Below are 26806 nucleotides of genomic sequence, written 5' to 3' on the forward strand. Positions count from 1 at the left end.
TCGCAGAGCAGCTTGGATTTCAACTGGGACGTCTTTGAGAACGACGGGATAGTCAATCAAGCCGTCGACGCATTGCTCAACGGACCTGGCACGCTACTTGAGGGACCCGCGGGCTCGGGCAAACGAACGATGGCCGCTGCGGTTTTGCGCAGATTGCATGGCAAGGCCCTCATTCTCGATTTGGGCTTTCCCGAGCAGCAACGCGTGACATTGGCTTTCAGCCGAGTCCTGGATCGCGTGGAGCAGCAGGATGAAGAAACAAAGTTCCAAGAGCTCAGTGGTGCTCACGAGATGCTGGAAAGAGAATCCGGGGGGCGACCAATTGTGGTCTTTGTCCCCGAGTCCTTGCGGCTTGGCCCCCATGCCATTTCCTTCCTCTCTGCCCTGGCACTTGCCAATGCCGTTGCGTTGTTGTGCTTGACAACAACGTTGCCCTCCGCAGACCACCAAGAACGCGACGATCTTCTTGGCGTCGTGCGCTTGCAGCGCGTACGGCTAATGCCCTTGACTCTGGCCGAAACCCATCGCAGATTGGGCCTGGCGTTGGGAGGCGACGTCAGCCGCTCTACGTCATATCAACTGTGGCGGTCCTCTTCAGGGCAGCTGCATCTAATCGCGGCGCTTGTCCAGGACTGGTACGAACAGGGCTACTTGGTTCGTTCGGGAAACGTCTGGGTTGTCAACGGCACGATGGGCCCGATTGGGCCACGTAGCCGAGCAATCCATACGACAACGGCACGACGGGTCCATGGCAAGGAACACGAGCTCCTTCAGTTGTTGGCCCTTTCCGAGGAAATCCCACTGAGTGCCTTGATGAGTGTCAGCGATGCCGCTGTCGTTGATTCCGTGCATGCCCAAGGACTGTTGGAAATTCGTGGAAAGTACGCGCGAAAGGTGAGCCTGCAGGGGACTCTCAGTCATCAGGTTGTTGCAGCTGCCACGCCGCCGGGGAAAGCCCGTGAGTTGCTGGACATCTTTCTGAGCGTTCCGGGCAATGAAGCATTGCTGAAGCCCTCGGTATTGCTCAAATGGCAACAAATAGCTGGCATGCACTCCAGCCACGGGCTGATTCATGATGCGGCACTGGAAGCGCTCTCCGGAGGGAAACCCGATCTCTGCCTGGAAATTCTCAGTGAGGGGTACGACGTTTCCCCGGAAACCGAATTGGTTCGGCTTGAAGCCCTCATTTGCGGGGGATACCTGGAACTTGCCGGCGAAATCCTGGGTCGACTACGGGCACGGTTCGGTGTGGGAATACCGGTGCCGGGTTCTAGTCCGGCGCCGGACAACTTGACGTACATGATTCGTCTGGAAATAGCAGCGACTCAACTGGTTGCCGTTCAGTCGCATTCTGCAGAAGTCCCTCTAGGCGAAATCTTTGCCGCGACACGCAACGCCATTGCTGTATGGATCGATGCCGGTTGCCCAGGTTGTGAACGATTGCCGGAACTAGCGGGAAAGCTCGACCTCGTAGAATCCGAGGTTCTTTATCGTCTCGGTGAAAAGCCTGGGGTCATCAATTCACCCTATACGCATCCGAGTTTGAAGGCAGGTGACCTGCTGCGTTGGCAGTTCTTCCACAACCTGCGTTCGCTGCGCGCCGGGAACGTTAGATCCGCCCTTAGACGGGGTGAAGAATTAGTTCTCCTGCTTCAGCAAGACCTTTTGCCGCTATCCACGAGTCAGCGAATTCGTCAGCATCTGGCCGATTTGTACTTGATGTCGGGAGAGTGGAGCAAGGCCTTCGCCTTGATTGAGGCTGCGTGGACCGGGGGCGAAGAATCCCCTAGGATCACCGAGATCAAGGGTCTGTACGCATCGCTTGTGAATGTTTTCATGGGCCACTCGGAGGATGCGTTGCAGCAGATTCGGGTTGAGATAGAACAGCTTCGAGCCGTGGATCCCGATTGCCAACTGCAGCTGGCAATCGCTGCCGCCGCATTGGCGGCGTCGAGTTTCGACGAGGTGGCAGCCGAGGGATACCTTGCGGAATTGGAGCTGATGCCGATCACAAACGACTGGGAGACTTCGCAAGCAGTGGCAGTGCTCACCGCTATAGTCCATTTCAATCTGGGCGCTGGTGAAAAAGCCATTCGGATGCTGCAAGACCAGGCGGAAAAGAATCTTTCACGCGGAGCTCTTACCCCGGAACTGATCAACCGCATGATGTTGTTGCGCTGTGGCGATCGGAAGGGGCTCGACAAGCTGCTTTTTTGCTCGGAAAGAATTGATGGCTCGCTGGCGGCCACCGTCGAATCGCTGATAAGGCATTTCGACGAAACGGAAAGCTCCGAGCGCGCACAAGCAGTGTCGGAGGCATGGGCGATGGGCCATAAGTCCTTCGCAATGGCCGTCGACTTGCAAGTGGAGACCGCGCAACATCAAGGCCCGGACATCTTGTCTCCGGAAACGCCCTTGGTCCTGCATGAATCGGATACCCGCGAAATTGCAGCCTCCAACGGATCTGCGGCTGCACGTGTTTCGTCACTGACATATCGGCAAAGAATGATTGTCGCCGAAGTCGCCACCGGTGCCAGCAACAAGGAGATCTCAAAGCGCTTGCAAGTCAAGGTACGGACCGTTGAGGGACACCTGTATCAGATCTATCAGCGCCTCGATGTCGGTTCTCGTCTCGAACTGGGGAGGCTGTATTTAGACGCAACCACTGGTTCCGCCGGAGGCACTGGCATCCGGACCGAGGATACTTAAGTACCGAGAAAGGGCAAACGAGTGAATCAAATATTCCCGTAACTGATGATTAGGTCACGGAACAGCCGTAGGATGAGGACGAAGTAGCAAAAGGCCTCCTTGGGGGACGGTCTTTCGTTGATTTATCCGGATTTGGGGAACGGGTGACGATGAATGAAAACAATGCTTGGCGTCCTAATTTTGGGGGAAATGCCAATGCAAATGGGGAAAAGTACGTTGAGGGTTCCTTGGGGGGAAAACCTCGTGAAACCTACTTGGGCAAACTGAAAACTGTGCTCCAGGACGACTCTGCAATGGCGCTGCTCATGCTCGGTGAGCACGGCGACGACAGGGGTGCTCTACTTGCGCAGGCACAGCTGGCGGATACGAACGAGTTCATCTACATCGTCGGAACGACTTACGCCCAAAGACTTAACTATGGGGCGCTTGTTTTCCTACTGACCGATGTTGGACCAAACGATTCAGTTGGTCCTGCCGATGTCGTTCGCTCCTTTTCGAAGATGAGGCGTCGTACGGGCTGCCGGCCCGTGGTCGTGGTTCAGTATCCACAACTCCTTGATGCACAATCACGTGCGGTACTGTCGCAAATGGCCTACAGCCGCAGCATTCTGCTGGTCATCTTGGCAGTCCATGCAGAATTCCTTCCGGCCGAGTTCGTTCCGCTTTGCGGTGGCCCGGGATACCACGAAGTAAACGTTGATCCGTTTACCGTGGATGAGGTGCACCAGGCGCTCATTGAGGAGTTTGGTGCTGTGCCCACACCTGTGACCACTGCAGAAATGTGGCACCGGAGCCAGGGAAACCCCGGGTGGTTGGAAGCCCTCGCACTTGACGCCATTGCCAGCGGAAAACTCGCGATTCGTGACGGGCACTTCTTGTGCACGGAACACGGGGTGTGGCCGCACGGAGCCAGAGTCGAGTCGATGGCACTCTCTCAAATTTCCATCCTGAGCGACTCCGAGCGCGGGCTCATTCAACGTCTTGCCGCTTCAAGATCCATGAGAATTTCGCAGTTGAAGGAAAACGATCTTGCCGATGTCGACCATCTGATTGGGTGGGGGTTCGTAGAACGCATCGGCAGCAATCGGGAAGCCATCATCCTCAATTCAAAACTTCTCGAAGACGTTCTCAGAAGTGAAATGCATGTGGAACCGATAAACCTGGACTCGGTTACCGAAGCCGGTGAAGGAAATTTCTTTGCTTTCATCTCTGAGCAATCCAACGAGTACCTAGAATTGGCAAGCAGCGGGACCCCCCGTTCATTGGAATTGTGCCAGTTGCTCGGTGAACTGCGAACGAGTCTCCTGGACGGAGAGGTGGAAGACACCGAGCAGGCCATTCACCGGATAATCCCCGAGTACGTTGAAGAACTTCCGGCGGAACTTTTCGAGGTCGTCGCCGTGGCACAGGCTATCCTGCATGTCGTCTCCGACCGATTTCACCAGGCACAGCCAATTCTGGACTCCATGTTCGCCCAGTTGGAAGACTCCGAGGCAACATACGATTTATGGCTCGTGCGATCCATGCAGAACTTTATTAAAGACATCGACGACCCGTCGCGCCATGCCCCATTGCCTTTCACCGAACACTGGGGTCCGGCGCGATGGTGGTTTTCGGAGTTGCTGGCCTCACCTGAGACTACTGCGGGACACGACCCGTTAACCACCAGCGAAAGCCAGAAAAACGTCAGCCAGCGAGAACTTCTCGAGATGATTGTTGGACTGCGGCATGGATATCAGCTCCCGGACCGGCTCTCGAATCAGATGGTCGAATGTGGATCTTCAAAGCTGGGAACCGCGCTGGCACTCATGGCTTCCAGCTCAGAACGAGATCTCGAGTCGGAGCTGCTGGCGGGGCTGGAAGCAATGATTGACGCTGGCATGGTAGTTTTTGCCCTGCCTGGTGCCAATCGCGCGCTTGAAAAGCTTTCGCCGTCCGGCCAAACGTTGGTTGCCAGCTGCGTCAATCGCCGTCGTAAGAGCATCGTTTCGCGTTCGAGGGCGACGCGAGAAGACGTTCTGGATGGGGAATCCCCGCTTCTCGAAGTCCTGACCCGGCGCGAGAAGTTTGTGGCCGCAGCAGCTGCGCAAGGGCTCAACAACCAACAAATTGCCAAGGACGCAGGCGTTTCGATTCGTACGGTGGAAGGCCACCTCTACCAGATCTACTCAAAGCTGGCGATTGGCGGACGAAGGGAATTGAGCTCAATGGTTGCTTCGCTGGATATCGTCAGTAGCGTCGAAGTATGAGAACCCTTGGACACGTCGTAACCGATCTAGCCGGTCACGATGCACGTTCCGAGCTCCTCAAATTGATGAGTGATCAGACATCGAACGGAGCCGTTATATCCGGACCGATTGGCAGCGAGAAGACTGCGTTGCTGACAGAAGTGCTCGCTGGGGAATTCGTGGGAGCGGTTCATCTACTTTGTTCGCCGGTTTTGGGCGGAAACGTGTTTGGGGCACTGTCGCCGTTGTTGATCGACTTTGAGGCGCAGCTGTCCGAAATCAGCGTTCTAAGGTACCTTTCGCATCGATTCGCAACCACGAGCAACGGACCCAAGCCGCTTGTCGTGGTCGAGGAGGCACATTTCCTGGACCAGGCAAGCGCATTTGTCCTGTCGCAATTGGCCTTGGCCGGTAGCATCAAATTGGTGCTGCTGGCCGTCGGGCAGGGGCATACGGAACCCGTCGTTGCAAGCACGGAACTCGGTGCCCGCTTGGGGCGAGTATCTCTTTCCGCCTTGTCCCTGCATGAGGTGGCGGACTATTCACAGCGTTTTCTTGGCGGGCCGCCAACCAGCGCAACCACGCATTCGATCGCTGTTGCCTGCGCCGGAAACCCCTTGCTCATAAACGCATTCCTGCGTTCTGCCTGCGAGCAGGAGATCCTTGTTGAATCGAAGGGCTGGTACGTCCTTACCCAGTCGCACGTAGACAATGACTTGCATTTGTCCACTGCGGTGTCGGAAATCCAAAAGCGTTTGAATGTAGCAGATGCAAAGGCGCTCGAGGTGCTGGCGCTAGGGGGGGCCGAAGAAGTCACAATCCTGGAGGAAGTCTCTGGTGCGGACATTGGACGGCTGCTGGGCACTGGACTGGTGAATTACGTGGCCGAATCCAGGGTAGAAATCGCCGCACCTTTGTACGCGCAGGTTCTTCGAGACCTCGTACCTCCTGGACGAAGTGCGCAACTATGGGGACACATATCGAAGCTGATGCCGACCTACGGGAGCCTGCCATATTCCCTGCTGTGGGCTTGTGAAAGTGGAGACAGCGTCCCAACCGAACGATTCATTGATGCCATCTCGAAGGCAAACGACAGCCTGGACTTTCACAACGCGTGGAGGTTGTGCCAGCTCACCGGGGCGCTGGATACCAATTCCGCCATTGCCCTGCACGGCGCCAGGGCAATGGCGGGGCTGAAGCGCTTTCAGACAGTCGTTGGGATCGTTGATCGGTCCCTAGGCCAGTGCGACGATCTCACACTCCTGAGAGAACTCAAATCGTTGAGAGCAACCGCCCTGTGGCATGGCGGGGACTCCGATGAAGAGATCGGGGCGTTGCTGCAGGACTGGAAAAACCGCACCGAGCACATTCAAGCCAGGGATGCCTCGGCCGACATCGCCGAGGTTTCGCTCAACAGGCGGGCGATCGAGGTATTGGGACTTTGGGTCGATCTGGCAGTCGGGAAAGACCTACGGACAATCTTGGCGCAGGCCCAGCAATATGCGGCGAGAAGCGAACACGGAAGCCTTGAGTATCTTCTTTGCCGAGATATGAGCAGTGGAATAATGATGGCCCTCGGGCGTTTCGTGGAGGCCGCCGACACTGCGGTGGAGTCGCTCAAGGCCATACCGTCAACTTCGATCAACGAATACGTTGCAGGCTATCAGGTCCTTTCCACCGCATTGCGCGCACTTTTTGCAGTAGGGGACTATGCCAAGATACGGGCATTGGCGGTTTCACATGAACCCGAGTCGCCTGAACTGCATCTGGCCTGGAGCGGAACGTTGCACTTCTGGGCAGCATTTGCCGCGGTCCAGGAAGGGCGCTGGCAACTTGCCAGCAAACTCTTGGGCGAAGCCAGGGCGGAGCTTGCCGTACATGACCCTGATAGGCTCTTGGTCCTCGCCGAGGCCTTGCACGACTATGAACTATCCGAATCCAGCCGTGACCCTGCAAGCGTTGACCGCGCGTTTCGTGACAACCCGACGAACCGCGGGTATGCGGGCATGGAGAACTTCGATGCGGCTTTGCTTGCTGCCGCTTACCGGCATCTTTCGCGAGACCCGCAGAACGACCGTCCTCTGCGGAACCTCATCGATAGAGCACATATCGAAGAACGTTTTCATACGGAGCAGCAGCTGCTGCTCCTGCTGTGGAAAACTGCGCCCGGAGCATCGAAGAACAAAGAGGAAATGGCAAGACTTCAAGACCTTTCAGCAGCCGGCGTGGGACGTCGAAATGGTGCGTTGGCCGCTGCAGTCGCGACCGCGACCTCAACAGACCAGACAAGGTTGGTGAATGCGGCAGACGAGCTGTTTTCCAGCGGTGAAACCGGCCTGGGAACCGAACTCCTTGCCGTTTCCCTGCAGCATCTGGACGGGACGAAGAACGAGCGCCAGCGCGGTGTCGTGCTGCGCAGGCTGGATTCCTGGATCAAGGAACTGGGCGGAAAAACGTGGGGCACCCTGACGGAAGCCATGAATGAAAGGGTCCTGACGAACCGCGAGAAAGAGATAATCTCTCTGGTTAGCCAAGGCCTGAGCAACAAAGAGATCGCACGGGTTCTGGTGGTTTCCCAGCGAACGGTTGAAGGCCACCTTTACAGGGTCTTCGCCAAACTTGGGATCAGCGGACGTGAAGAACTCGACAGCCAGCTGTAAACGAATGCCTCTACCGTGTCGCGTTTTCTTCGAGTAGCACGGATCCGATTTCACGTAATGGACAGGGAAGAATTAGGTAGCTGCTACGCGTGAGCATAGTTCGTTGCATTGTCTAATGTTTGAGATACCCCAGTAAGCCTCGTTTGGTTGATGGTGTGAATCCGGTGCACATGATTCACGATTCCCGGGCATGGATTATCTGGTGGCAAGTGGACCCAAGATACGGGACCACTTGAACACAAAGGACTGGAGCCGGCGGCTGGCGATCCTCTTAACGAGCGATCGACCCCCCAGCAGCCGCCGGCTCCTTCCGGGTTGGCGCAGAGCGCACAGCCCCACGGACCGAATCATCCCCGGGATATTCGCTGCAACGGTCGCTACCCAAAAGTCGGATCGTTTCCCGACAAGACACCAACCAATCGCCTCCACAAAGCAGAGGCAGGTTCGTCGCGGCCACTTCGAGCCACGATATCTACTCGGACGAGTGCTTGAGAGCAACTACCTATGTAGGGGTGACTGCGAATCGAGTATGCGGTTACGCGTGTACCCCAGTTTCTGCAGAATTAGGCTCAAAACAAGTCGGCATGGGAAGCCGGCGACATTTACGCAACACTGCTTGGGGATTTGGGGAACGATGATTACTGCATTGCGTCCGCATGCGCCGGTCGTTTTTTCAGGACCGGGTCATTGCGAAAGTTTCAGCAAATGACCGACATCAATGATTCATTCGATGCAGCATCACGATGGTGGCCGGTGCGGAGCAACTCGCAAGCCCGCACGGCCGACACCACCGTTCATGCTCCTGCCAGGGAATGGCGTCGCAGGTTCACCTGGCGGTTGGCGGCCACGGACTCGGCGGTCATTCTTGTCGTCTGTTCTGCCGGCGCACTTACATTGCCGGACAGAAACTCCTCGACCACGATTGAAGTCGTCGACGTCGCGATCTTCTGGATGATCCTGTTGGCGCTGTACCGCACCCGCTCACCACAGCGCATAGGCGCAGGTTCCATGGAGTACAAGCGAGTCGTAGACGCCACCGTCGTCACAGCCGGCTGGACCGCCATGGCAATAGTCGTCACCGGCTCATTGCACGCGCGATGGATGGTCATCATTGTCTTTCCCGTTGGTCTGGCGGCGTTGCTATCCGCACGTTGGCTATGGCGTCGTTGGCTGACCCGGCAAAGTTCAGAATCGGGGCACTATCTTTCACGAGTGGTGGTGGTTGGCCGCAGCCCCGACATCCGCTACGTAACCGAGAGGCTCTCCCAACATTCAGGTGCCGCATACAAGGTGGTGGGCGCCGTTTACGACGAAGACGTCGTCCCAGGGCATGGCGCCCCGTATCCACAGCGGGCAGGCCTGACAACCTTGGAGAACGTCGTTGCCAGTACCGGCGCCGATGCAGTCATCGTTGCCGGAAGCCTGCGTGAAGGAAGCGAGGCCGTCAAGAACCTGGGCTGGCGCCTGGAGGAATCACGGACACAGATCATCCTGGTCTCAAGCCTGACCAACGTTGCCGGACCGCGCATCAGGATGCGGCCTGTCGAGGGCTTGCCGCTGATGCACGTGGACCTTCCGAACTTTGACGGGGGACACCACGTGGTCAAACGCATGATGGACATCATCCTGTCCGCCGTGGCGCTGATCGTCTTGCTCCCCGCGTTTGCCGTGCTTGCAATCATCGTCAAGAAAGACAGCCGCGGGCCGGTCTTCTTTGCGCAGCAGCGCGTCGGACGCAGTGGAGAGCCCTTCAAGATGTACAAGTTTCGCTCCATGGTGGTTGACGCCGAAGCGAGGCTTGAAGCGCTGCGGGACCAAAACGAGGGCGCCGGGCACCTGTTCAAGCTCAAGAACGATCCCCGCGTCACCAATGTCGGCCGGTGGATGCGCAAGTACTCACTGGACGAGCTTCCCCAATTGCTCAACGTGCTGAAGGGGGACATGTCCTTGGTCGGACCGCGACCACCGCTTGCAAGCGAAGTTGCCCAGTACGAGAAGGAAACGGTGCGCCGCCTGTACATCAAGCCCGGTGTCACCGGGCTCTGGCAGACCCGAGGCCGCAATGACCTGCCCATGGACGAGAGCATCCGCCTGGACTTGTACTACGTCGAGAACTGGTCAGTCACCGGGGACATCATGATCATGTGGCGGACCGTGAAGGTAATGATCAAACCGGAAGGTGCATACTAATGCCGAACCAAGCCCAACCGCTCAAGGTTGCAGTCATCGGTGCAGGCTACTGGGGACCGAACCTGGCCAGGAACTTCTCGACGTCGCCGCTTTGGGACCTCGTTGCCATCTGCGATCTCGACACCGAGCGTGCCGAGGCGTTGGCCGTGAAGGTCGGTCACCCGGCCGTCGTCCCCAGCGTCTCGCAATTGCTGGCGGATTTCGAAATCGATGCGGTGGCCATCGCCACTCCCGCCCGCACACACCACCCGATCGCCATGCAGGCCCTGTCGGCGGGCAAACACGTACTCGTCGAAAAACCCTTGGCCGATCGCGGCAGCGCCGGGCAGGAACTGGTGGATACTGCGGAAGACCTCGGCCTCGTGCTCATGGCCGACCACACCTACTGCTACACGCCGGCGGTCACGAAGATCCGAGATCTGATTGCGTCCGGGGACCTGGGCGAAATCCTGTACATCGACTCGGTCCGGATCAACTTGGGGTTGATTCAACCGGACGTTGATGTGTTCTGGGACCTTGCCCCACATGACCTTTCGATCCTGGATTTCATTCTGCCCGATGGGTTGCGGCCGCTTACGGTCACCGCCCAGTCCGCGGATCCGCTGGGTGCGGGAAAGGCCTGTGTCGGGTACCTTTCGATGCCGCTTCCCGGTGGGGCCCTGGCCCACATCCATGTGAACTGGCTCAGCCCCACCAAGATCCGCAGCATGGTCATCGGTGGTTCCAAGCGGACCCTGGTGTGGGATGACCTGAACCCACAGCAGCGCCTGAGCATCTATGACCGGGGTGTGGACCTACGGGGCCAAGAGCTCGTCAACGGGGACAGCCAGGATCGGCGCAACGCTTCGGTGTCGTATCGGCTGGGCGACACCTGGTCGCCGGCACTTGAGGAGTTCGAGCCGCTGGCACGCATGGTTTCCCAATTCCACGCCAGCATCCAGGAGGAGGCTGTTTCCCCCACCGACGGCCGGGCAGCGATGCGTGTGCTTTCGGTCCTGGAAGCCACCAGCAGAAGCCTGGAAAGGGGCGGTCGCCGGGCACGAGTCATGGGCGAAGAACTCCGTCTGGAAGTCGCGAAGTAACAGGTACAAGTACAAGGAAAGCTTGGGGGCATCATGCTGGAAAACACGTACGACGGCCGGGACCGCAACCCGACCGCACTTGCTGGCGGGCACTACCTGGTGACCGGTGGGGCCGGAACCATTGGCTCGGAAATCGTTGACCAACTCCTGGAATCGGGGGCCGCGCATGTACAGGTGTTGGACAACCTGGTCCGCGGGCGGCGGGCCAACCTTGGCAGCGCCTTGGACAGCGGCCGGTGCACCCTGATCGAGGGCGACCTTGCAGACCGCAAGCTGGTGGCCGAACTCGTCCGGGGAAAGGACGTCGTCTTCCACCAGGCCGCGATACGAATCACCCAATGCGCCGAGGAGCCGCGCCTGGCACTTCAGGTCCTGGTCGACGGGACGTTCAATGTCCTTGAGGCCGCGGCCGCGGCGGGGGTCCCCAAGGTGGTCGCGGCCTCCAGCGCCTCGGTCTACGGACAGGCCGAGGCCTTTCCGACGGACGAAGCGCACCACCCGTACAACAACGACACGTTCTACGGGGCGGCCAAGACCTTCAACGAGGGCATGTTGCGTTCGTTCCGGGCCATGTACGGCCTGAACTATGTGGCCCTGCGCTACTTCAACGTGTATGGGCCGCGCATGGACGTCCACGGGGCATACACCGAGGTGTTGGTGCGCTGGATGGAACGGATCGCCGATGGCCAGCCGCCGCTGATCTTCGGCGACGGGTCCCAGACCATGGACTTCGTGTTCACCGAGGACATTGCCCGCGCCAACCTGCTGGCCGCAGTCGGCCCCATCACCGAGGGCACCTACAACATCGCCAGCGGCACCGAGACCAGCCTGCTTGACCTGGCGCAGGCCCTGCTCAGGGTGATGGGTTCGGACCTCGACGTCGAACACGGGCCGGAACGCGCTGTCAACGGCGTGTTGCGCAGGCTGGCAGACACCTCGGCGGCGCAGTGCGACCTCGGGTTCGCTGCGCGGGTCGGGTTGGAGGAAGGCCTGAAGAAGCTGGTCACCTGGTGGGAACCGCTGCGTGAAGAGGTGGCCGCCGGCCGCCGACTGACCGCCAGGAGCGGGGCAGGTTCCCGATGAGCACCAGTCCGGTGTCGATCCCGAAGTTCGCCCCCGATCGCATCAACGTCATGAAACCCTGGCTGGGCGAGGACGAGGCACGCGCGCTGGCGGAGGTCGTCGCCTCCGGTTGGGTGGCGCAGGGGCCGAAGACCGCGGCCTTTGAAAGCGCCTTCGCCGCGCACCAAGGGGTCGAACATGCCGTCGCGACCTCAAGCTGCACCACGGCGTTGCACCTCGCGCTGATCGTGGCGGGCGTCAAGCCCGGGGACGACGTGATTGTCCCGTCCTTCTCGTTCATCGCCACCGCGAACGCGCCGACGTATGTGGGCGCCTGCCCGGTCTTTGCGGACGTCGACGAGGCCACCGGCAACGTCACGGCGGAAACCCTGGACCGCGCGCTCACGGTGGCCACGAGCGCCGTCATCGTCGTGGACCAGGGCGGCACGCCGGTCGATTTGTCTCCCATCCGCCGGTGGTGTGACCTGCACGGCCTGTTGCTCATCGAGGACGCGGCATGCGCTGCCGGTTCGACGTACGGGGGAGAACCCGTGGGACGCGGGGCCGATGTCAGCGTCTGGTCGTTCCACCCGCGCAAGGTGCTCACCACCGGCGAGGGCGGGATGCTCACCACCGACAACGAGCAGTGGGCGCGGCGCGCGCGGACCCTGCGCGAACATGCCATGGGCGTCTCCGCGGCCGAACGCCACTCGGCGATCGTTGCGCCGGCCGAAAGCTACGCAGAGGTCGGCTACAACTTCCGCATGACCGATCTGCAGGCGGCCATGGGCCTGGTCCAGCTGGCCAAGCTCGATGAAATGGTGGCCCGGCGCCGCCTGCTCGCCGGGAAGTACCGCACGGCGCTCGCCGGGGTTCCCGGGCTGCGCCTGGTTGCGGACCCGGAGCACGGGACATCGAACTTCCAGTCCTGCTGGGTCGAGGTCCTGCCCGGGTACCCGCTTGGCCGCGAGGCCCTGCTGGAGCACCTGGGCACCCTGGGGATTTCCGCCAGGCGGGGCATCATGGCGGCCCACCGGCAACCCGCATATGCGCACGTCGCGTCCGGCGGACTGCCGGTCACCGAACGGCTGACCGATGCAACGCTGATCCTGCCGCTCTACCACCTGCTCACCGACGGCGACCAACAGCGCGTGATCGACGCGTTGGCGAATCCGCGGGGCTGAGGGCATGGCACGGGTGCTGCTGCTCGCCGCCGGCGGGCTGGCGCGCGAGACCGCATCATCGATCCTCGCCACCGGCGACCACCACGTCGTGGGCATGCTTGACGACTCGGCAAGCATGTGGGGCAGCGAGATTTCGGGGGTGGCGGTGCTCGGCGGGATCGAGCTGGCCGCACAGCGCAGCGAGCTGCTCCTGGTGTGCGCGGGCCCGGGGAGGGCCCGCGCACGAATCGTCCGGCGTTTGGCTGCACTCGGGGTGGGACTCGGGCGCTATGCCACGCATGTCAGCGGCACCGCCAGCATCGGCAGCAATGCCTCGGTGTGGCCGGGCAGCATCATCCTGCCCGGCTGTGTCCTGACCTGCGACGTGTCGGTCGGAAAACACGCGGTGCTGATGCCGCGAGTGGTCCTCACGCATGACAATGCGGTGGGGGACTACGCAACGCTGGCGGCCGGTGTCGCTCTTGGGGGCAACACCGTCATTGGTTCGACCGCCTACGTGGGGATGAACGCCAGCGTTCGACAGGGCCTCACGGTGGGGGAGGGCGCCACGTTGGGCATGGGTGCCGTGCTGCTCGTGGACCAGCCGGCTAACAGCGTGTGGGCGGGGAACCCGGCCCGCGCGCTGGGCGGCCACGATCACACCAAAATTACCGCAAGTCCACGCCTGAAAGAGGCCCACTGATGAGCAATAATTCGATGAAGACCAAAACTTCGGTCCCTCTGGTAGACCTCAAGTCGCAGCAGCTCGAGGTCCAGCCCCAGGTGAATTCGGCACTGGCGCAGATCTTCCGCGACACGGCCTTCATAGGCGGGGCCGCTGTCCAGGAGTTTGAAGTCGCCTATGCGGACTTCGTGGGCACCTCACACTGCGTGGGCGTGGGCAACGGCACCGATGCGCTGGAACTTGCGCTCCGGGCGAGCGGCATCGGCGCGGGGGACGAGGTGATCCTTCCGGCTAATACCTTCGTGGCCACGGCGGAGGCAGTGAGCTTGGTCGGCTCCCGCCCGGTGTTCGTGGACGTGGACCCCCACCACCTGCTGATCGATCCGGTGGCCGTGGCCGCGGCCGTGACGGGGAAGACCCGGGCGATCATGCCGGTGCACCTTTACGGGCAGACGGCCTTTGTGGAGCAGCTGGAACCCATCGCAGCGAAGTGCGGCGCGGTGATCATCGAGGATGCCGCCCAGGCCCAAGGTGCGACCCGCCACGGTCGCGGTGCCGGAACCCTGGGACAGTTATCCGGGACCAGCTTCTACCCGGGCAAGAACCTCGGCGCGGCCGGCGATGCCGGCGCCGTGCTCACCAGCGACGCCCAGCTTGCCGAGCGGGTGCGCCTTTTTTCGGCCCACGGCAGCAAGGTGAAGTATGTCCACGAGGCAATTGGCCGCAACTCCCGGATGGACGCCGTCCAAGCGGTCGTGCTCAGTGCAAAGCTGGAACGTCTGGCTGGCTGGAACCAAATGCGTCGTGAGGCCGCGGCACGATACTGGCAGCTGTTGGCAGAGGTTCCGGGGGTCGTGCGGCCCGTGCAGGCCATAGGCAACGAGGATGTATGGCACCTGTACGTCATCCAGGTCGAGGAGCGCGACCGCGTTCTGGCCGAGCTGAACAAGGCGGGCATTGGGGCCGGGATCCACTATCCGTACCCGGTACACCTGACCGAGGCGTTCTCCGACCTCGGCTACAAGCCAGGGGATTTCCCGGTGGCCGAGCGTGCCGCCAGGCGGATCCTGTCCTTGCCGCTCTACCCGCACATTACCGAGGAGCAGCAGGAACGCGTTGTCGAGGCACTTAAGCAGGCGCTGCGGTAATGTCCGAGCGCAAGTCCACAATTCGTGAGGCGCCACCGCACACCGAGACCACCGCCGGCGGGGCCTTCGGCTGGAGCCTTGCCAATACCTTGGTCTCCAGACTGGGAACTTTGGGCATTGGCATTGTGCTGGCCCGTGTGCTGGGGCCCGGGGAATTCGGCACGTTTGCCATTGCGCTGGTGGCATTGATGGCGGTGCTCAGCTTCAACGAGCTGGGCGTCAGCCTCGCCATCGTGCGCTGGCCGACAGATCCGTCGCTGATCTTTCCGACGGTCAACATGTTGTCCACTGCCGGAAGCGTTGTATTCTGCGTGCTGGGCTGGTTGGCCGCCCCGCGGTTCACCCATCTCATGGGAGATTCCGGCGCGACAGATGTTGTGCGGCTGCTGATCTTCTCGGTTCTGCTTAACGGAATTGTGGCTGCTCCGGCCGCCCTGCTCCAACGGACTTTCCAGGAACGGACACGGATGGGTATTGACCAAGTCAATGTCTGGTCCGGGGCGGTCATTTCGGTCGCTCTCGCGTTGCTCGGCATGGGGGCCATGGCTTTGGCCGTGGGACGGCTGGTGGGCAGCGCGCTGTCAGCCGTCATGTTTCTCAGGGCTTCGCCGATGCCGTACCGCTTCGGATGGGATCGGAGCAGGGCCATGTCCCTGGCGAAGTTCGGGTTGCCCCTGGCCGGAGCCAGCATCGTGATGTTCGCAGTTGGATACGCGGACCAGCTGGTTGCCGGGTCGATCTTGGGAGCCGCGGCCCTGGGCTTCTACGTCTTGGCGTTCAACCTCTCCAGCTGGCCGCTAAACATTGTGTCGCAGCCGTTGCGCAGGGTCGCTCCGGCTGTCTTCGCTGCCATCCAACATGACCCGGAGCGCTCCCACCATGCTGTTAGGGGTCTTTTGGGGATTCTGGCCAGCGCCGCATTTCCGGCATTTCTGGCCCTTGCGGGTGCGGCCGGGCCACTGGTTCGACTGGTCTATGGTGAACCTTGGATTCCCGCGGCGAAGGTGCTTTCTTGGCTGGTCGTGGCCGCCCTGTCCAAAGTGTTCTATGAGCTGGTGTATGACTACCTGGTCGTCGCGGGGCGAACAGGTACAGTCATGATGATCCAGCTTGCTGGACTGGTGGTTCTAGTCCCGGCCCTGTGGTTCGGTGCCACGGTGGCGGGCCTGGTCGGTCTGGCGGCAGCGCAGGCAGCGGTGGCATTCGTAGTACTGATGCCCATGTACTTGTGGCAGCTGCGCCGGGCCGGCATCGGGCTGGGCTCCATGCTGGGTATGCTCTGGCTTCCGGCAATCAGCGGGCTGGTGGTGGGTATGGTCTGCTATCTGTGCGCCCGCTTGATTCCGATCCCGCTTCTCGCGCTCAGCGCGGGGGCGCTTTTCTCCCTCCTGGTCATGGCGGGCCTGCTATATCTCCGGCGCGGGGACATCCGCAGTCTTCTCCAGATTTCCCGGCATGAAAGCATAGAGGCAACCCCATGAAAGTCCTGATCTACCCGCACGACCTGCAAATGGGTGGCAGCCAGCTCAACGCCCTGGACATCGCTTCAGGGTTGCGTGACAAGGGGCACGAGGTCATCGTGTACGGACAGCCGGGCGAGCTGGTGGAACGCATCCACGAGCTTGGACTTGAATACATCGAATCGCCGCGCCCGAGCCACCGTCCGACACCGGGCATCGTTGCCGACTTGCGCCGGTTGGCCATCGAACGGGACTTGGACATTCTCCACGGATTCGAGTGGCCGCCTTCGCTCGAATGCCGGCGGGCGACGCGGGGGCTTAAATCCACGGCCAGCATCTCGACGGTCATGTCCATGGCCGTGGCGGATTTCATCCCCCGAGACATGGCATTAACCGTGGGCACGGAGCAGATCATGAAGGAGCGGATCCGCCGCGGCTATGGCCGGGTCGCGCTGCTGGAACCGCCCATCGACGATGACGAAAACTCCCTAGATGCCGCGGCGGGCTCCGCGTTCCGCAGGCAGCACGGCATTCCTGAGAGTGTCCCGCTGGTTGCCGTTGTCAGCAGGCTGGTGCCGGAGCTGAAACTGGAAGGGATCCTGTCGGCCATCCGCGCGATGGGGTTGCTGCGTGAAAGCCGTGACATCCGCTTGGTCGTGGTGGGGGACGGCGCGGCGCGTGGTGAGGTCGAGCGGGAGGCACAGCTCGTCAACCTGCGGTACCCGGGCAGCGTCGTTCTGACCGGCGCAATGTCCGATCCACGCTCCGCTTATTCCGCGGCAGACGTGATGCTGGGCATGGGGGGATCGGCGCTGAAGTCCCTGAGCTTCGGCAAGCCGCTCATAGTCCAGGGCGAGGGTGGCTATTGGAAGGCGGCGGATCCCGAAAACGTGGGCGAGTTCTTCTGGCAGGGATGGTACGGGGTTGGCCCAGACGCTGGGCAGGGCCCGGCGAACTTCACGGCGGCACTTGAACCGCTGCTGGCCGACCCCGGACGGCGGGAAGCGCTCGGTGCCTTCGGTCGGAGCGTCATCGAGGAGCGGTATTCCATCACGGCTGCAGTGTCCGGCGTGGAAAAGCTGTACTGCGGCGCGTTGGCCGATACCCGCCAGCATGCCCGGGAAGCCCTCAGGGCTTCTATGCATTTCGCACGTTACCAGGCTTCCCGAATGGCGCAGCGGATTCGCCGACAGGCAGCCACCGACGATTTCAATGTGGACACGGTGGCAGCCCGCGGGCCGGCCGGGCCAATAGGGGCGGCCCATCCGCCAATCGTGTATGTGCCGGGTACGTTCTGGAACGACCTCAAGGGCACAGACCACATGCTCGCGACGGCCTTGTCCAAAAGGGGCCCCGTCATATGGATCGACCCGCCGCGGACGTTGAGGGCTGCGCTTGCGGCCGGGGCGAAGCCGTCCCTGCGACCTGTGACTGTCGATTCAGCGGCGCCGGGAATCACCAGGGTCAGGACCCAGGTGCCTGCGGGGGTGAGCATCCCCGCTTTGCGCAACCTGTATGACAGGCTCTCGGCATCGGCAGTGCGCCGGATCGTGGCCCGGCGCGGCCTCGCTGATCCGTTGATCGTGCACTCTTCCGCCACCGCCGGTTTTCCGAAGGGCTTGGCTGGAACCAAGGTGCTCTACGTCACCGATGACTGGGTCGCCGGTGAGCAAATGATGGGGTTGCCCGCTGGAAGTGTGGAGCGCCGCTTGGCGGAGAACATCGACTCGGCCGATGTCCTGCTGGCGGTGTCTCCGGGGCTGGTCGATGCGCTGGGCGCCTCCCCAGCCCGACCACGTGTGCGGTTGCTGCCCAACGGGTGCCATGTGCGCGAGATGCTTCCCCCCCAAGCAGGCCGCACGGCAGTGGCACTGCTGGGCCAGCTCAATGATCGCTTGGACTTGCCACTGCTGGAAAAGATCCGTGACAGCGGAATCCGGTTGAAAGTGGCGGGACCCGTGCGCGGAAACGATACCGCCTGGAAGACGCGGATGATGTCGTTCCTCGAGTCGGAAGGTGTCGAGTGGGTCGGCGAGATCGAGCAGACCGAGATTTCCCGGTTCCTCTCCGAATGCGCAGTGGGACTCACCCCCTACGTTGTCTCGCCGTTTAACGAGGCGAGCTTCCCGCTGAAGACCCTGGATTACCTTGCTGCTGGGATTCCCGTGGTTTCTACCGACCTTCCGGCTTCGCGGTGGTTCGAATCGGTCCATGTCCGGGTCGGCCGGTCGGGGCAGGAAATCGTGGGGCTGCTCGCTGAAGCACAGCGGAACACCGAGGACGCGGGCGCCATAGCCGAGCGGCGTGACCTTGCCGTTGCGAACAGCTGGGAGAAACGCACAGACGAACTATTGAGATTAAGTACTGACGATGCGCTATTGCGCCAGTAGAGTGGGGAAACCACCTAAGTGATGGGTCCTGAAATCACGACGTAGTATGCGGAACAAGTGGTTTGGGGACGCAGCCAGAGCAGCGAATTTTTTGGGGGAAGTTCCATGATCGTTAGCGATTTGCTCAAGAGCTTGTTGCGCCGCTGGTACATCGTGCTCATCGGATTGGGCCTCACAGCGGGCATGGTTTTTGTCGCATACTCGATCACTCCGGTAACGTACAAGGCCAGCGCCGCCGTCGTCTTGTTGCCGCCGAAGAAATCAGTCGCCGACGGGGACAACCCGTACCTGTACATGGGAGGCCTGGGCCAGGCACTTAATGTCCTGGTCATCACCATGAACTCGGCCAATACCCAGGAAGAGGTGCTGAAGGAACGCGTTGGACTCGGTTTTGCACTGGAACAGGACACGACGACGACCGGTCCGATCATCAACATCACCACCATGGCACCAACCAATACCGACGCCTTGGACCTGCTGGACCAGGTGGTGGAGCTGATTCCCCAGACACTCGACGGCCTGCAATCGCAACTAGAGGTTCCCGGCAACGCGAAGATCGGCTCGATGACTCTTGCGCAGGCCCATGTGGCCGACACTGAAAACAAGCGCCAGCTTCAGCTGATGGCTGTCGCCGGTGCCGCAGGCCTGGTGGGCACCATCTTGGCCGTGGCTGCTATCGACAAGCTCCTGGCCAAGCGGGCAAGCAAGCGCAAACGCCCTAAGAAAGGCAAAGGCGGCGGCACCGGGGCCGAGCAGGAAAAACCGACGGTTAGGGACACCGACGCGCTGAAAACGCACGTGGTTCCGGACAAGTCGCTGGCCCAGGTTCACCGGTCAGGGATGGTCAGCGGGACGTAGGCCATGCTCCAGAGATTGAGCCGAAAGTCCCCGCCGCGTGTGCCCAAGGCAGTGCAGTTCGATGCAGTCACGGGACTCACCGTCTATGTGTTGTTGCTCCTGTTCGTGCCCAGTGACCGGGTGCTCGCGCAGCTGGGCGGTGCAGGAACCCCGGCGGCAATCTTTTCGATGGGCCTGCTGGTGTGGTGGCTCTGGTACAGGGTCCGCTCCGCAACTCATCGGCGTTTCTCGAATCCGGTAACCATTGCGTTCGCTCTGTTCTGCGCTGCCGTCTTCATCAGCGAGATCGTGGCCGCGGCGTCCTCGCTTCCAAAGACGGACCAGAACGCCGCAGACATGGGTCTGATTCGACTGGCTAGTTATGCAGGGGTGTTCTTTGTGGCGGCCGACGGGATCCCTTCACAGGAGAGACTGCTGGTGCTGTGCCGACGCTTGGTACTGGCGGGTACAGCGGTGGCATTGTTGGGCATCTACCAGTTTGCGACCGGTACCCTGCTGATCGACCGGATACCGACCCCGGGACTAAGCAGCAACGACGGCGGAACCGATATCCGCAACGGGTACATGCGCCCGCGAGGAACCGCGCGGCACGCCCTTGAATTCGCGGCAGTCCTTTCGACATTGCTGCCCATTGCCCTCGCCTTGGCGGTGGGCGACAGGACACGAAAGCTGATGGCCCGATTGCTGCCGGTGCTGTTCCTGGTGACGGCGTCGCTAGTGTCCCTCACGCGGTCCGCGCTCGTCGGTCTCGTGCTTGGATTCGTCTCGATGTTCCTCTTCTGGGAGAACCGGATCCGCAAGATCGTGCTCACCTGCTTCTTCCTTGGCGCGGGTGTGGTTGGCGTGGCCATGCCCCAGCTCGTGCGTGTGGTCGCAGACATGTTCTCGGGCGCGGACTCCAGCGTGAATTCGAGGACGGACAGCTGGGACGTCGCCTTCGAGATGTTTATGGCAAACCCGTGGTTTGGGCGCGGCTTCGGGACCTTCCTGCCGAGCTATCGGATTTTGGACAACCAACTTCTGCAGCTGCTCATCGAGATCGGCATCATCGGGTTAATGGCATTCTTCGGAGTGATGGCAACAGCCGTGTATTGCGCGGTCGTCGCCCGCAGGGAGTATTTCGACGACGCCGTGAACCAGCTGGGGGTGGGTTTGGCCGCCTCGATTGCCGCCGGGGCCTCGCTTCTGGCCTTTTTCGATGCTTTTTCGTTTCCGCAGGCACCTGGCGTGCTCTTCTTGGTGCTCGGCTTGGCTGCAGGATACTGGCGTTTGTCTCGCGAGCAATCGCTGGATAACGCAAGCGTCCGCCTGAGCGGCGTGAGTAAGCGGCGCGCCAAGGTGATCTCGGTTGGTGCAGTGCTGCTGGTTTTCGCCCTGGCAGTTCCCTTGGCGCTCAATATCCGTTCCTTGCCGCCGGTCTACTGGGTTCAGCAGGAGGTCGTGTTCCTGCCTCCGGCCTCGGCGGTGGGCGGCAATTCCTTGCGCTCCGATGCCAGGGACTTGATCCCGTATGCGGCGATGGTGGAGCGTCGGTTTGCAGGCAAGAGTGCCAAACAAGCCCTGCGCACCGTGTCGGCGCCGATCTACGGGACCGGGATCGAGCAGGGGGCCGTGGCCTATGTACCCAATGCGGGTGGACAGTGGGAAACTTTCATGAAGAACGCGGTGATTACCGTGGAGGTTGTCGCCCCGAACAGCGAGGAAGCGCGGGATCAGCTCAATTCCATCACCAGCGAGCTGGTGGCCTTGGCCGCCCAGCCGCAGGACGCGATGCGGATCATTCCAAGCGCCTATATCCTGACCGACACCTACCCGCAGGACGTCGTGCCGGCAGCAATCCAACCTCGCGCGAAGTGGGCCCTGCTGCTCTTGGGATTCGCCACGGTTGTTGCCGCGATGCTGGCCTATACCGAGATCACCCGGCGAATCAGGCCTGCTGGGCTCCGAGAATCTGGCGAACATTAGGGAGTTTTGTGAACCACGTCAAACACTGTCACTCCGCTGTTTCCATGCGCCGGGCGCTCGTCGTGACGAGCGCCGCAGTGGCGGCACTGGCGCTGTCGGCCTGCACAATGAGCGGGCCTGCCCCAACCGTGGAGGTGGAGAGCCTGCCTGTGGATGCGAGAAGCCAATACTACGGGCAGTTTAAAAATCCGCTCCCCGACGACGCGTCATTCTTTCCCCTTGCCGTGTGGCACGAGAGCCTTACTGACCCTTTCCTAGCGGAGAAGGACAAGTCCTTTGGCATCAATACCTACGTTGAGCTGACACCCGATTCGGTGCCCCAAATGGCCCGCGATGCTGGGATGTATGTGCTGGGAAGTACACCGGATGGCGCTTTGAACGGATTCGTGCTCCCCGACGAGGTGGACATGTGGGGCAAGTCCGGCCACGGGGTATGGACGGGTGCTTGGCCGGGAGAGGCACCAATCTGCGAGCCCGAGGAGAGCCGCTGCGGGTACACGGTCATGGAGAAGTCGTTGCTCAAGTCCCCCGAGGGGCTGGTGGTCTACGCCAACTTTGGCAAGGGGGTCACGTTTTGGGAGCCGGACACTGTGGGCACGTACTTCGTTAATGAATATGCGGATATCGTTTCGGCGGACAACTACTGGTTCACCGATCCGAACATTTGCAGCAAGTACGAAGGCGGCACGAAACTAGACGAACCGCGTGACCTGACACCAAGCGAGTGCCGCCTCGCCGCCAACTACGGATGGACGGTCGAGCGCATGCGCGGGTTTGTGCAACCCGCCGGCGCGAAACCGGTCTGGGGATTGGTGGAACTCGGAATGCCTTTCGCCGAGACTACCCAGCCGATCAAGCCAGAGGAAATCCGCGCCGCGGTGTGGCACAGCATCATCGCCGGTGCCCGCGGCATCGTGTACTTCAACCATAGTTTTGCCGGAAGTTGCGCCTCGCAGCATGTCCTTCGTGATTGCGGCGAGGAGTTAAGCGGCTCTGTCACAAAGATCAACCAGGAGGTGCGGGGTATGGCCAATGTCATCAATGCGCCGCTTGTGAAGGACAGCATGCTGTCGGTGCACGGGACTATTCGCAGCACGGTCAGGAAACTCGACGACGCGATGGTCGTGATCGCCGGTTCGGCGCGTCTCGGGGCGCAGGAAGCGGAATTCCGGCTCGCCTGCGAGATTACCGGCGAAATCGAAGTTGTCGGAGAAGACCGTACTGTCAAAGCCCAGGGGAACGTCTTCAGCGATCGGTTCGAAGACGGCAACGCCGTGCACATCTATCGAATCCCCACTGGCTCCTGCTAACGGCAAACGCCGCCTTCCCGGGTCCACGGCTCTGGCGGACTGCGTATCGGATGCTCAGGAACGGCTGGTATCGTCGCGTTCCCAGGCGCGGGCAAGGCCCTTGGCCGTCGTGCGGTTCTGCGCCCGGGCTGCGGCGACGAGCGTGGCGTAGACCAATACGTCGAACGCCGTGACAGGTCCCGCGGCGGAGGCCAGCAGCTCGCGCAAGGTGCGGCCGGTGGAAGGCTGGTGCTCACCCGCTGCGAGCTCGTCCTGCCCGCGGAAGGTGCGGCGCAGGACAGCCAAAAGCGCGCCGACGGTGCGCGGGGTCTTGACTCGCACCGGAATGCTGGGCAGCACGGTTTTCTCCGCGCGCGCGAATTGCTGGTCCACGAACAGGTCATCCGCGGTTAGGTCCGGGAACTCGGCGAAGCGCCCGCGACCGGCGTGGCTCATACCGTAGGCCCCTGCGCCCCAGAGCGCCTGGTTGGTGGACGGGATGCGGCGCCTGGCCCGGTAGAACGCCCGCACTGGCCATGAGGCGCCGGAGGTGTCGTAGTCGAAGGCGGGCCGGGCTGAAAGTGCCTGGGGCGAGGACAAATAGTCGAAGGTCATGCGCAAGGCTGAGACGGTGATGATGATGTCCGCATCAAGGTACAGCCGTGGGAAGACCTCGGCAAGCTGGTCGGCGAGATTCAGGGCCGCCACTTTGGAGGGAATTTTCGATTCGATGACCTTTATCCCGGCGAAGTCGCGGACAATTTGGGCGGTGTTATCAGTGCATCCGTTGCACGCGACAACCACCTCGATCAGTCCCGCCTCCGCAAGGGGCGCCAGTGGTGCTAGTGTGCGGGCAATGACCCCGGCCTCGTTGTGCGCTGGAATAACCACCGAACCGTGGGGGAATCCGTCTCCGCCGTCCTTGGGCTGCGTCCCGGCCGGAAGCCGGTCCCAAGAAGGCTCGTTCGCGACCCTGACGAAGAGCCCCTGATGCCCCGGAATGTGGAAGCGCAAGACATGGTGCAGGGCAACCAGCCCGTGGAACGCAGCTGCGTACCGCGCGGTTCGGTGCTTGCGGACATAACGCACCCGGTTCACAGCCATCAGTGCGTTCAGGTCCGGTGAGGAGCCGGAACCGCCCATCTGGTGGGTCATCACCGCTGAAGGCTCATACCAGATATCCTGTCCGGACTGTCGGGCCCGGCGGAAGTAGTCGGTCTCCTCCGAGTAGAGGAAGAATTGCTCGTCCCAAGCCCCCAACTCCCGTTCGACGTCCGCCCGGATCATCAGGGCGGCGCCGGTGGCCCAGTCCACCCGGTGGGGGTGGGCATAACTCTCCGGGTTGAATTCGATTTCGCTCATCCACCCGGGTCTCGAGGGCAGTTTCGAGCCGAACACAGCGTCGCCCAGCGCCCTGCTCAAGGAGGGTTCGCGACGCAACGATTCGTAGGTCTCGCCGCCGGAATCCAGCAACCTGGGCACGACCACTCCGGCCCCCGACTGTCGCATCCGTTCGAGTAGCGCGCCGATGGCACCCGGGGCCACGGTCAAGTCCGGATTTAGCACCAAAACGGCCTCGCATTCCCCTGTGCGGGTACGCGCCATGTTGATGCCGCCGGCGTAGCCAAGGTTGGCCTCGTTGGCCAGTACGATGACATCCGGATGCTTCCGGAGCAGATCCAAGGTCTCGTCGTGCGATCCGTTGTCGGAGATAACCACGCGCAAGGCGTGCTCCCGCGCTTCGATGCGCAGACTCTGGATGAGCGCCTCGACGGAGTCGGCATTGTTATACGTGACGGCCAGCACCGAGACGGTCGAAAGCCGCCCGTCGGGAACGAATTCCCCGAGAGCATGCTTCGGGTCCTCTGCAGCTGGCACACGCCCAGGTTCAACCCCTGCAGTGCTCCCGACGGCACCGTCCAGCAGTTGGCTGTCTCGGCGGATCTTCAGTAGCCCGGGCGGGTCGTCGACCAGGTAGCGTTGGGCGAGCCGCTTGGGCTCCAACCCTAGTCGCCAGGCCCATTCCAGTCCGTAGCTGCTGACCCATTCCGGGGCACGCTGCACGGCGCCGGCCAGGAAATCGACCACCGCGCCGAAGGCCAGCAGCACCCGGGCCCCTGTCAGATCCCCGTAGCTGGCCATCCATAATTCTTGTCGGGGCTTGCCCAGCCCCACTACCAAGATGTCGGTTCCGGCCCGGCGCACCTGCCCGGCCAATTCGCGTGAAGCTGCGCAGTTCTCGATTTGCGCGCGTTCCGGGGCCCAGAAACCGCTGATTTTCAGCGCTGGACGCGCGGTGGGCAGGCTCTGGGCCAGTTGCTGTTGCACTTGCGGGGAACCACCGAGGAATCCTACGGACAGCCCGTTGCGTTCGGCGGCGTCCAGAATCGGGCCGATCAGGTCGCTGCCTGCCAGCCGGGGCCAACGACGCCCGGTGAGGCGATTTGCCTGAGCCACCAGCGGTGCCCCGTCCAGCAATGTTAGCCAGTTGATCCGCGGCGCCGTGGCGACGGATTCCTCCTCGTCGTGGCGGCGAAGCACAGGGCTCGGGGTTCGCGAGTCACCCAGTACGCTGTCCCAGCGTCCTCCGTGACCGAAATGGATGATGTGGTCCATATTCGCGGATACGACCGACAGGGGCGGAGGGCTCGCGGAGCCCGGGCCCGGCACATGGCTTGCACGTTCTGTAACGCGATCCAAGGCGTCCTCAAGATCCAACAGATCAACGACGACACCGGCAATGTCCACCCGCTGCATAACGCCCCCCAAGGCCACTACTATTCAGCGTTGCCCAGCTGCGGCAACTTCCCCATTTGTGTCCAATCTATGTGCAGATCTGCCTCGTGAACAGGTGATTTCTCAAGTGCCAATACTCTAATTCTTGCCCAGGTAAACGTAAGTGGCACCCCGAATCCGGCGCCAAGACCAATGCAAATCACGTCACGTACCTAGTCCCGGCGCCCGGGGAGAAAATGGAACTGAACGGTTTCAAGGAACCGCGATTCCGGTGCAGAGGATCCAAGCTGCAATCCACCAAGGCGGAGTGAACACCAGTGGCCCCAGGGCACCGAGCGGCAGGAAGAAAAGCGCGTTCGCCGCGGCTTCAACGTGGCCGAAACGGACGCCGATGAGCCAGTAGGGGTCATGGAATTAGCGGAGAATCCTTCCTGCGGGTTCGGGCGCAGGAATGTCTCCACCCTTGCGCACGAAAACGATGACCAGCGTCATATAGGCCGCTAGTGCGAAAAGAGCCTAGCGTTTCCTGTCCATTGGCTTGCTCATAGGGGCTGGAGGTGCCCGTCCATTTCGACAAAACGGCCATGGGTAAGCGGGCAAACCCAATGGTCGCCGTCTTGTTTTAGAGGGTGTCCTGCTTGCCCCACCCAACCCACGCGCTTGGCCGGTACGCCCGCAACAATGGCGAAGTCTGGTACATCCTTTGTCACGACTGCGCCGGCTGCCACAGTGGCCCATTTGCCAATGTTCAACGGGGCAATGCAAACAGCCCTGGCCCCGATGGCCGCTCCCTGGCCAACGGTTACACCAACCATTTCCCAGTCGTCGCCCGACTTGAGCGTGCCATCGGGGTTGATTGCACGCGGGAAGAGGTCGTTGGTCAGCACCACCGCAGGGCCAATGAACACGCCGTCGCCAAGTACTGCTGGCTCGTAGACAAGTGCGTAGTTTTGTATTTTGCAGCGATTGCCAAGCCGGACGCCGGGCCCGATGTATGCGCCCCGGCCCACATTGCACTGCTCACCCAGTACGGCATCTTCACGTACCTGCGCCAAATGCCAGATATTGGTTTCGGCTCCCAAAAAGGCACTGAAAGCGACATCTGCAGATTCCTCAACATGCGTCATTACTGATTCCCCAAATCATCAGCCAGCGAGATTCATATGCTCACCTAACCTTGG

16 protein-coding genes are annotated in these 26806 nt (G+C 61.4%); 14 read left to right on the forward strand and 2 right to left on the reverse strand.

All coding sequences use genetic code 11. The annotated features are described in order from the left end of the window. The first annotated feature begins 12 nt into the window (after positions 1–12). The 14 genes from ACFY5D_RS15855 (at position 13) to ACFY5D_RS15920 (ending at position 22910) form a co-directional block, all read left to right on the forward strand. Positions 13–2709, forward strand: a complete 2697-nt coding sequence (locus ACFY5D_RS15855) for a LuxR C-terminal-related transcriptional regulator (RefSeq protein ID WP_387531834.1) — start codon at positions 13–15, stop codon at positions 2707–2709. Between the two features lie 149 nt (positions 2710–2858). After that, positions 2859–4958 (forward strand): LuxR C-terminal-related transcriptional regulator, encoded by a 2100-nt coding sequence (locus ACFY5D_RS15860; RefSeq protein ID WP_387531836.1) that lies wholly within the window; start codon positions 2859–2861, stop codon positions 4956–4958. A gap of 65 nt (positions 4959–5023) precedes the next feature. Continuing rightward, positions 5024–7597, forward strand: a complete 2574-nt coding sequence (locus ACFY5D_RS15865) for a LuxR C-terminal-related transcriptional regulator (protein ID WP_387531838.1) — start codon at positions 5024–5026, stop codon at positions 7595–7597. Positions 7598–8302: 705 nt separating this feature from the next. After that, positions 8303–9787, forward strand: a complete 1485-nt coding sequence (locus ACFY5D_RS15870; protein WP_387531841.1) for a sugar transferase — start codon at positions 8303–8305, stop codon at positions 9785–9787. After that, complete coding sequence (locus ACFY5D_RS15875; protein ID WP_387531844.1) at positions 9787–10869, forward strand: Gfo/Idh/MocA family protein; 1083 nt, start codon at positions 9787–9789, stop codon at positions 10867–10869. The genes ACFY5D_RS15870 and ACFY5D_RS15875 overlap by 1 nt, the downstream gene beginning before the upstream one ends. 33 nt (positions 10870–10902) lie before the next feature. Continuing rightward, on the forward strand, positions 10903–11952 hold the full coding sequence (locus ACFY5D_RS15880; RefSeq protein ID WP_387531846.1) for an NAD-dependent epimerase/dehydratase family protein: 1050 nt from the start codon (positions 10903–10905) through the stop codon (positions 11950–11952). Further along, the gene (locus tag ACFY5D_RS15885; RefSeq protein WP_387531849.1) at positions 11949–13115 is read left to right on the forward strand and encodes a DegT/DnrJ/EryC1/StrS family aminotransferase; all 1167 of its coding nucleotides are present in this window, start codon (positions 11949–11951) and stop codon (positions 13113–13115) included. Before ACFY5D_RS15880 ends, ACFY5D_RS15885 begins: the two co-directional genes overlap by 4 nt. Before the next feature lie 4 nt (positions 13116–13119). Further along, the gene (locus ACFY5D_RS15890) at positions 13120–13797 is read left to right on the forward strand and encodes an acetyltransferase (protein ID WP_387531851.1); all 678 of its coding nucleotides are present in this window, start codon (positions 13120–13122) and stop codon (positions 13795–13797) included. Next, positions 13797–14927 (forward strand): DegT/DnrJ/EryC1/StrS family aminotransferase, encoded by a 1131-nt coding sequence (locus ACFY5D_RS15895; RefSeq protein WP_387531854.1) that lies wholly within the window; start codon positions 13797–13799, stop codon positions 14925–14927. Before ACFY5D_RS15890 ends, ACFY5D_RS15895 begins: the two co-directional genes overlap by 1 nt. Further along, entirely contained in the window at positions 14927–16408 is a 1482-nt protein-coding gene (locus tag ACFY5D_RS15900) for an oligosaccharide flippase family protein (RefSeq protein ID WP_387531857.1), read from the forward strand. The genes ACFY5D_RS15895 and ACFY5D_RS15900 overlap by 1 nt, the downstream gene beginning before the upstream one ends. After that, positions 16405–18777, forward strand: coding sequence for a glycosyltransferase (locus tag ACFY5D_RS15905; protein ID WP_387531860.1), 2373 nt, complete (start codon positions 16405–16407; stop codon positions 18775–18777). Before ACFY5D_RS15900 ends, ACFY5D_RS15905 begins: the two co-directional genes overlap by 4 nt. A 105-nt stretch (positions 18778–18882) precedes the next feature. Beyond that, positions 18883–19635, forward strand: a complete 753-nt coding sequence (locus tag ACFY5D_RS15910) for a hypothetical protein (RefSeq protein ID WP_387531863.1) — start codon at positions 18883–18885, stop codon at positions 19633–19635. A 51-nt stretch (positions 19636–19686) separates the two neighbouring features. After that, a complete protein-coding gene (locus ACFY5D_RS15915; RefSeq protein ID WP_387531866.1) occupies positions 19687–21600 on the forward strand; it encodes an O-antigen ligase family protein in 1914 nt (637 codons plus the stop codon). An 8-nt stretch (positions 21601–21608) separates the two neighbouring features. Further along, on the forward strand, positions 21609–22910 hold the full coding sequence (locus tag ACFY5D_RS15920; protein ID WP_387531869.1) for a hypothetical protein: 1302 nt from the start codon (positions 21609–21611) through the stop codon (positions 22908–22910). Positions 22911–22964: 54 nt separating this feature from the next. Here ACFY5D_RS15920 and ACFY5D_RS15925 read toward each other — a convergent pair whose 3' ends face one another. Continuing rightward, complete coding sequence (locus tag ACFY5D_RS15925; RefSeq protein ID WP_387531872.1) at positions 22965–25505, reverse strand: WecB/TagA/CpsF family glycosyltransferase; 2541 nt, start codon at positions 25503–25505, stop codon at positions 22965–22967. Positions 25506–26167: 662 nt separating this feature from the next. Further along, positions 26168–26752: an acyltransferase gene (locus tag ACFY5D_RS15930; protein ID WP_387531875.1), complete on the reverse strand. Its 585-nt coding sequence runs from the start codon at positions 26750–26752 to the stop codon at positions 26168–26170. Between the last annotated feature and the right edge of the window lie 54 nt (positions 26753–26806).

This window comes from Paeniglutamicibacter sp. NPDC012692 (assembly GCF_042901625.1).
GTDB lineage: Bacteria > Actinomycetota > Actinomycetes > Actinomycetales > Micrococcaceae > Paeniglutamicibacter.

Coding starts and splice junctions, on each gene's coding strand:
- ACFY5D_RS15860 (WP_387531836.1), top strand. CDS start 2,859: ATGAATGAAAACAATGCTTGGCGTCCTAATTTTGGGGGAAATGCCAAT.
- ACFY5D_RS15865 (WP_387531838.1), top strand. CDS start 5,024: ATGAGTGATCAGACATCGAACGGAGCCGTTATATCCGGACCGATTGGC.
- ACFY5D_RS15870 (WP_387531841.1), top strand. CDS start 8,303: ATGACCGACATCAATGATTCATTCGATGCAGCATCACGATGGTGGCCG.
- ACFY5D_RS15875 (WP_387531844.1), top strand. CDS start 9,787: ATGCCGAACCAAGCCCAACCGCTCAAGGTTGCAGTCATCGGTGCAGGC.
- ACFY5D_RS15880 (WP_387531846.1), top strand. CDS start 10,903: ATGCTGGAAAACACGTACGACGGCCGGGACCGCAACCCGACCGCACTT.
- ACFY5D_RS15885 (WP_387531849.1), top strand. CDS start 11,949: ATGAGCACCAGTCCGGTGTCGATCCCGAAGTTCGCCCCCGATCGCATC.
- ACFY5D_RS15890 (WP_387531851.1), top strand. CDS start 13,120: ATGGCACGGGTGCTGCTGCTCGCCGCCGGCGGGCTGGCGCGCGAGACC.
- ACFY5D_RS15895 (WP_387531854.1), top strand. CDS start 13,797: ATGAGCAATAATTCGATGAAGACCAAAACTTCGGTCCCTCTGGTAGAC.
- ACFY5D_RS15900 (WP_387531857.1), top strand. CDS start 14,927: ATGTCCGAGCGCAAGTCCACAATTCGTGAGGCGCCACCGCACACCGAG.
- ACFY5D_RS15905 (WP_387531860.1), top strand. CDS start 16,405: ATGAAAGTCCTGATCTACCCGCACGACCTGCAAATGGGTGGCAGCCAG.
- ACFY5D_RS15910 (WP_387531863.1), top strand. CDS start 18,883: ATGATCGTTAGCGATTTGCTCAAGAGCTTGTTGCGCCGCTGGTACATC.
- ACFY5D_RS15925 (WP_387531872.1), bottom strand. CDS start 25,505: ATGGACCACATCATCCATTTCGGTCACGGAGGACGCTGGGACAGCGTA.
- ACFY5D_RS15930 (WP_387531875.1), bottom strand. CDS start 26,752: ATGACGCATGTTGAGGAATCTGCAGATGTCGCTTTCAGTGCCTTTTTG.